This window comes from Pandoraea sp. (assembly GCF_041919235.1).
Taxonomy (GTDB): domain Bacteria; phylum Pseudomonadota; class Gammaproteobacteria; order Burkholderiales; family Burkholderiaceae; genus Pandoraea.
In genome coordinates this window covers 1-6557 of record NZ_JAYRUC010000044.1, presented here as the reverse complement: position 1 = coordinate 6557, position 6557 = coordinate 1, and the positions used below count along the sequence as shown (strand labels likewise).

The 6557-nt window shown below is 62.4% G+C and carries 4 protein-coding genes and 3 pseudogenes; all 7 read left to right on the top strand.

All coding sequences use genetic code 11. The annotated features are described in order from the left end of the window. Nucleotides 1–185 (top strand): annotated as a pseudogene (locus ACE3UG_RS21755) (IS30 family transposase); the annotation flags it as partial. Between the two features lie 15 nt (nucleotides 186–200). Continuing rightward, nucleotides 201–374 (top strand): annotated as a pseudogene (locus tag ACE3UG_RS21750) (integrase core domain-containing protein); the annotation flags it as partial. A gap of 337 nt (nucleotides 375–711) precedes the next feature. Further along, nucleotides 712–1800 (top strand): annotated as a pseudogene (locus tag ACE3UG_RS21745) (c-type cytochrome); the annotation flags it as partial. Between the two features lie 879 nt (nucleotides 1801–2679). Beyond that, on the top strand, nucleotides 2680–4527 hold the full coding sequence (gene ctaD / locus ACE3UG_RS21740; protein WP_374627820.1) for a cytochrome c oxidase subunit I: 1848 nt from the start codon (nucleotides 2680–2682) through the stop codon (nucleotides 4525–4527). Beyond that, nucleotides 4524–5159 carry a cytochrome c oxidase subunit 3 gene (locus ACE3UG_RS21735; RefSeq protein WP_374627818.1) on the top strand — a complete coding sequence of 212 codons (636 nt, stop codon included), beginning with the start codon at nucleotides 4524–4526 and terminating at the stop codon, nucleotides 5157–5159. The genes ctaD and ACE3UG_RS21735 overlap by 4 nt, the downstream gene beginning before the upstream one ends. Nucleotides 5160–5175: 16 nt before the next feature. Continuing rightward, nucleotides 5176–5871, top strand: coding sequence for a heme-copper oxidase subunit III family protein (locus ACE3UG_RS21730; protein ID WP_374627822.1), 696 nt, complete (start codon nucleotides 5176–5178; stop codon nucleotides 5869–5871). 8 nt (nucleotides 5872–5879) lie between these two features. Continuing rightward, nucleotides 5880–6236, top strand: a complete 357-nt coding sequence (locus ACE3UG_RS21725; RefSeq protein ID WP_374627816.1) for a cytochrome C oxidase subunit IV family protein — start codon at nucleotides 5880–5882, stop codon at nucleotides 6234–6236. Nucleotides 6237–6557 lie beyond the last annotated feature (321 nt).

The following is a 6557-nucleotide window of genomic DNA, read 5'->3' as shown; positions in this document are numbered from 1 at the left end:
ACAACGGTTTGCTCCACCAGTTCTTGCCAAAGGGCATAGATCTCTCGAGCGTCAGCCAGACCCAACTCAACGACATTGCAAAATTGCTCAATGGACGGCCGCGTCAGACGCTCGACTGGGACACGCCCGAGGAAGCGATGGCCAAGGAATTGAAAAAGGCCGGATTAGCTCAACGTTGCACTTGATTCTTGAGACCGCCCATTGAACGGTTCAATCGGACCGCTCGATACGAATAGCTCTCGTAATATCTGTGGGAAAACCTCGAGCGGGTTCGGGAGGCAGCGGCCGACTGGATGTGGACTTACAATCACGAGCGCCCAAATATGGCATCGGGCGGTTTTACCCCGAAGCAGCGGCTGGTCATGGCCGCTTAGTTTCAACTTCTCGCTGCCGTGGAAAGCGGCGGCAATACAGTGACCTGTCGCCGCACCGCCGGACGCCCGCCGTCCTTTGAAACGTCATCCGTTAGACAGGTTTGCTAGCCGCCTACCCGCGATAAAGGCGTTTCCCTCTCGGACCCGGTTTACCGTAAGTTCCCTTGACAGTGCTGGAAGGCGAACTAGCCTTATAAGCGCTGCTACAGCGCCCGCGCTCGGTTGCGATATGCGAACTGCGCGTGCCTTTGCGTCAATCGTCAAAACCCGCATGCAGATTGATTACTGAATTTGCTGCGTATCGTTTCGGACGAATGATGATGAAAACAGGCGTCCCATGGCTCTCTCGATCCTCTTGATCGTCATCGTCGCCGCCGCGCTCGCCTTTCATTTCTGGAGTCCGTGGTGGCTGACCCCGCTGGCGTCCAACTGGCGCCAGATGGACGACACCCTCACCATTACGCTGGTGATCACCGGCGTGGCCTTCGTTGTCGTCAACCTTTTCGTTGCCTGGGCAATCTTTCGCTATCGCCATCGAGACGGGCACCGCGCAGCTTACGAGCCTCACAACCGCCGCCTGGAGGCTTGGCTCATCGGTATCACCACCATTGGCATTGCCGCCATGCTCGCGCCCGGCCTTTTCGTCTATGCCAAGCTCATCAATCCTCCCGCGAACGCTCACGTCGTCGAAGTCGTCGGCCAACAGTGGCAGTGGCGATTCCGTTTGCCCGGCCCCGACGGACGGCTCGGTAGCTCCGACCCAAGCTACGTCACCGCCGATAACCCGCTCGGCCTGAATCCCAAGGACCCCGCCAACCAGGACAACCGGATCGTCGACGCCCCCGAGTTGCACCTGCTCGTCGGCCAGCCCGTGAAATTGCTGCTGCGCGCCAAAGACGTCCTGCACGACTTCTATGTCCCGCCTTTCCGCACGCGTATGAACATGGTGCCGGGTATGGTCACCCAGATGTGGCTCACCCCCACGCGCATCGGACGCTTCGACATCCTCTGCGCGCAGCTGTGCGGCGTCGGCCATGCCAACATGCGCGGCGTTGTCGTCGTGGACGACAAACCCGCCTACGATGCCTGGGTCGCAACACTCCCCACCTTTGCTGCACTGCAAGCACAACACGCCGGGGCTGCGACGTCCGACCCGCTCGCGGCCAAAGGCAAATTGCTGGCGCAGGCCAAGGGCTGTGCCGCCTGCCATACCGTAGACGGCTCGCCCGGCGTAGGGCCGACCTGGAAAGGCCTGTACGGCTCGACGCAGACGTTCCAGGACGGCAGCTCGGCGCACGTCGACGACGCGTACCTGGCGACCTTCATCCGCAATCCGACCGCGCGCGTGCCCAAGGGCTTCGCGCCGATCATGCCAAAACTGGATCTGACGGACGATGAACTAAAGGCGCTCATCGCCTACATCCGGACGCTGAGCACCGCACAACCCGCAGGTGTCGCCCCCTCTTCACCGTCGGCGATAGCTGCGCCTGCAGCCGCCATGCCCGCGCCCCGCCAATCGATATCGTTGCGCCTCGCGGCGCAGCCCGCTCGCGGACAGTCCGCCCACATGTCGCTCGCCGCCGCCACGATCACGTCGACAAGGTTCGTCGTGTCGGGACTTTCGGTCGAATCGCCCAGGCTAAGCCGCCCCGCCCCGACCGCCGTCCCCCCCGCATCGGCATCCGGATCGGCCGCATTGACCTCACAGAATCCCGTGGCGTCGGGGCGCGTTGTGCAACTGGCGCAAAACTTGCTCCTTACACCGCGTCCGCCCGTGCAGTACGCGCCGCTGACGCCATCGAGTCCGACAAGCCCAAGCTCGCAGCCGCCGTCTCAGCCGGCACGCCGGCCGGGGCAGGTGCCGGGCCTGCCGTTGCGTAACGATCCGAACACGACAGCGCCGCCGCTTGCCATCCCGCCAGCACAGTCGGTCAATCCGTCGCCGGGATCCGCACCGCCGAGCGTGCCGATGATTCGCCCGGCACCTTAACTCGGCCCCGCATTTCGTCGACGCATCGCAGCACAAACATAGGAAAGGACACTGCAACGACTGCACCACGAAGCAAGAAGGCACAACGCGAGACAGCACAACACAACACGCGACAACTCAGTACGAGACAACACGGCGCAACACAACACAACACGGCACGGCACGGCACGACACGACACGACGCGAATCGGCAAAAGACGCTCAAGAGGTTCAAGACGCACAAGAGGCTCAACACGCACAACACGCACAAGACGCACCACACGGACCACACGGACCACACTCACGTCAGCGCAGAACAACGCAGGGAGACACGTCATGACCGGCAACTCCGACGCTTCCGACGACGCAGCACATGCCGGCGCCTATCACGGCGCGCCCCAGAGCTTCTGGACGAAGTACGTCTGGAGTCAGGACCACAAGGTCATCGCGGTGCAATACGCACTCACGGCCATCGCGGTCGGCCTCGTCGGGCTTGTCCTCTCGAACCTCATGCGCATGCAATTGGGCTTCCCCGGCAAGTTCTCCTTCATCGACGCCAATCACTACTATCAGTACGTCACCATGCACGGCATGATCATGGTGATCTATCTGCTCACGGCGCTTTTCCTCGGCGGCTTCGGCAACTACCTCATCCCGCTGATGGTCGGTGCGCGCGACATGGTCTTCCCGTTCCTGAACATGCTCAGCTATTGGGTCTACCTGCTCGCCGTCATCGTCCTGATGGCGAGCTTCTTCGTCCCGGGCGGGCCGACCGGCGCGGGCTGGACGCTCTATCCCCCGCAAGCGATTCTCCCCGGCACGCCAGGCACCGAGTGGGGCATCGTGCTGATGCTCGTCTCGCTGGCCATCTTCATCGTGGCCGCGACCATGGGGGGGCTCAACTACGTCACGACGGTGCTGCAAGCGCGCACCGAAGGCATGACCCTGATGCGCATGCCGCTCACGGTCTGGGGCATTGTGATGGCGACAGTGCTGGCACTTCTGGCGTTCCCCGCGCTGTTCGTCTCCGCCGTGATGATGCTGCTCGACAAGACGCTGCACACGAGCTTCTTCATGCCCGCGATCGTATCGATGGGGCAGCCACTCGCGTATCGCGGCGGCAGCCCGCTGCTCTTCCAGCACCTTTTCTGGTTCTTCGGCCACCCGGAGGTGTACATCGTCGCGCTGCCCGCGTTCGGCATCGTCTCCGATCTCATCAGCGTGCATGCGCGCAAGAACATCTTCGGCTACCGCATGATGGTCTGGGCAATCCTCGCCATCGGCGCACTCTCCGTCGTCGTCTGGGCGCACCACATGTTCATCAGCGGCATGAATCCGTACTTCGGATTCTTCTTCGCAACGACCACGCTCATCATCGCCATTCCGACCGCCATCAAGGTCTACAACTGGGTGCTCACGCTATGGCGCGGCGACATCCATCTGAGCGTGCCGATGCTGTTCGCCATCGGCTTCATCAGCACGTTCGTGATCGGTGGCCTCACCGGACTCTTCCTCGGCAACGTCAGCGTGGACATGCCGCTGTCGAACACCTATTTCGTCGTCGCGCACTTCCATATGGTGATGGGCGTGTCGCCGCTGTTGGTGATTTTCGGCGGCATCTATCACTGGTATCCGCTCATCACCGGCAGACGCATGAACGACCGCCTCGGCCAATGGCATTTCTGGATCACGTTCCTCGGCACGTACGCGATCTTCTTCCCGATGCACTACCTCGGCGTGCTCGGCATGCCGCGCCGCTACTACGAGTTCAAGGGCTACAGCTTCATCCCCGAGTCGGCCCATACGATGAACGCCTACATCTCCGTGGCAGCGTTCATCGTCGCCCTCGGTCAGTTGCTGTTTCTCTTCAATCTCGCGTGGAGCGTGCGCCACGGAAAACCGGCCGGCGCGAATCCGTGGCGGGCGGCATCGCTCGAATGGCAGACACCCGACGTCCCCCCCGTTCACGGCAACTGGGGACCCGCGCTGCCCGTGGCTTACCGATGGCCATACGAATACAGCGTGCCGGACGATGTCGACGACTTCGTGCCGCAGAATCTCGCGCCCGACCTTCGACGACCCGCCACGCTCGTGTACGGCGGCTCGGCGGCGCTGCATCGTCACGAGACGCCCCCGCCACCGTCGCCAGATTCGCCAGAGTCGCCCAAGGGAGCCACGCCATGAAGCCCATTCCGTCCTGGCCGTCCATGCCGCAGGGCGGCGTACCCGTCGCGCTGCCGCGCCGCCGTGCGGCGTCGCAGATCGCGCTCTGGTGGCTCATGGGTGTGATCGGCATGTTGTTCGCGCTGCTGCTCGCCGCCTACGTCATGCGCATGAGTCTCGGCGACTGGCGTGCGTTGCCGTCCATCAATGCGCTTTGGTTCAACACGGGGGTGCTGGCGGCCGCGTGCATCGTGATTCAGTCGTCTGCGTCGCAGGCACGACGTGGCGATTTCCGACGATCGCGCCGCGACTGGCGCCTGGCAGGCGGATTGGCGCTTGCGTTCGTCGCCGCTCAGCTATGGGTCTGGCACGATCTGGTCTTGCGTCGCTATGGCGTGTCGGGCAACCCGGCCAACAGCTTCTTCTTCCTGCTTACCGGCTTGCATGGGCTCCATCTGCTGGGCGGGCTGGTGGCGTGGGTATGCCTCGCGCCAAGACAACTCACGCACACACTCCGTGTGCGCCGGTTGTCGCTGACGGCGCAGTACTGGCACTTTCTGTTCGTGCTCTGGATCGTGCTGTTTGCGGCCATCGCGAACCTCACGCCAGAGTTCGCGCAGCGTCTGTGCGGCACTGGCGGCATCGCTCCGTGAAGCGGCGAGGAGTCAAATCGTGACTACGACATCGCCTGCATCGTCCCCCTCGCCGGAGGTGCCCGCCGGCTGGCGCGGCGTCGTCAACGACTGGTCGGGAGATCGCGCCACATTCCGCGTGCCGTGGGGCAAGGCGATGATGTGGATCTTCCTGCTCTCGGACACGTTCGTGTTCAGCAGCTTCCTCATCGGCTACATGACGGTGCGTATGTCGACGACGGCCCAGTGGCCGAACCCGGCCGAGATCTTCGCGCTGGACGTGAACGGCCATCCGGTGCCGCTGCTGCTCATCGCCATCATGACGTTCACGCTCATCACCAGCAGCGGCACCATGGCGATGGCGGTGAACTACGCTTACCGGCGCGATCGCGACAAGACGGCCGCCTGCATTCTCGCCACGGCCTATTTCGGCATCGCGTTCGTCGGCATGCAGGCGTTCGAGTGGACGAACCTGATCGTGCGCGAAGGCATTCGCCCTTGGGGCAATTCGATGGGCGCAGCGCAGTTCGGCGCGTGCTTCTTCATGATTACCGGCTTTCACGGGCTGCATGTGAGTGCGGGCGTCATCTATCTGCTGACGGTGATGCGCAAAGTCCTCAACGGCACGCTTGAGCGACGCAACAATTACCAACTCGTCGAGATCGCGGGCCTCTATTGGCACTTCGTCGATCTCGTCTGGGTGTTCATCTTTGCGCTGTTCTATCTCTGGTAGGAGGAGCGATGGAATCCTCTGCGACATCCGCTTCGCACGCCGCCGTGGCGGGTGGCGAAGCCAAGGGCCGGGAGCATTCGGTCGGCATCTACCTCAAGGTGTGGGGGCTGCTGTTCGTGCTCTCGACACTGTCGTATCTGGTCGACTACGCGAACCTGCAAGGCTATCTGCGCTGGGGGCTGATTCTCGCGTTGATGTTGGCCAAGGCAGGGCTCATCGTGGCGGTCTTCATGCATATGCGCTGGGAACGTCTCGCGCTTGTCTATGCGATTCTGGTCCCGCCGCTTGCATTGCTGGTGTTGATGGCGCTGATGGCTACCGAGGCCGACTACACGTTCCTCACACGGCTCGCGCATTTCCACTGAGTCGGGCGCGGATGGCGGGCGATGATATCGCCGATCCATTGGACATTTTCTTCGGAGATGCGAACGACCACTTGAGTCGCCTTGGCAGTACGGTGCCAAATTGATACCAATTCAGGCAAATAGCCAGGGTTGTGCGCGGGCGGTCGACAGTATCGTGGGATCGCTAGCTCTGCGTTTGCTGACCGAGCGCCATTTGGTAATGCCCCCGTTTTCCACGGCCGCGAGAAGTAGAAACTAAGCGGCCATGGCCAGCCGCTGCTTCGGGGTAAAACCGCCCAATGCCATATTGGGGCGCTCGTGATTGTAAGTCCACATCCAGTC

What these genes read in the sequence shown, in the direction of transcription:
- ctaD (WP_374627820.1), top strand. Translation starts at nt 2,680, where the DNA reads ATGACCGGCAACTCCGACGCTTCCGACGACGCAGCACATGCCGGCGCC.
- ACE3UG_RS21725 (WP_374627816.1), top strand. Translation starts at nt 5,880, where the DNA reads ATGGAATCCTCTGCGACATCCGCTTCGCACGCCGCCGTGGCGGGTGGC.
- ACE3UG_RS21735 (WP_374627818.1), top strand. Translation starts at nt 4,524, where the DNA reads ATGAAGCCCATTCCGTCCTGGCCGTCCATGCCGCAGGGCGGCGTACCC.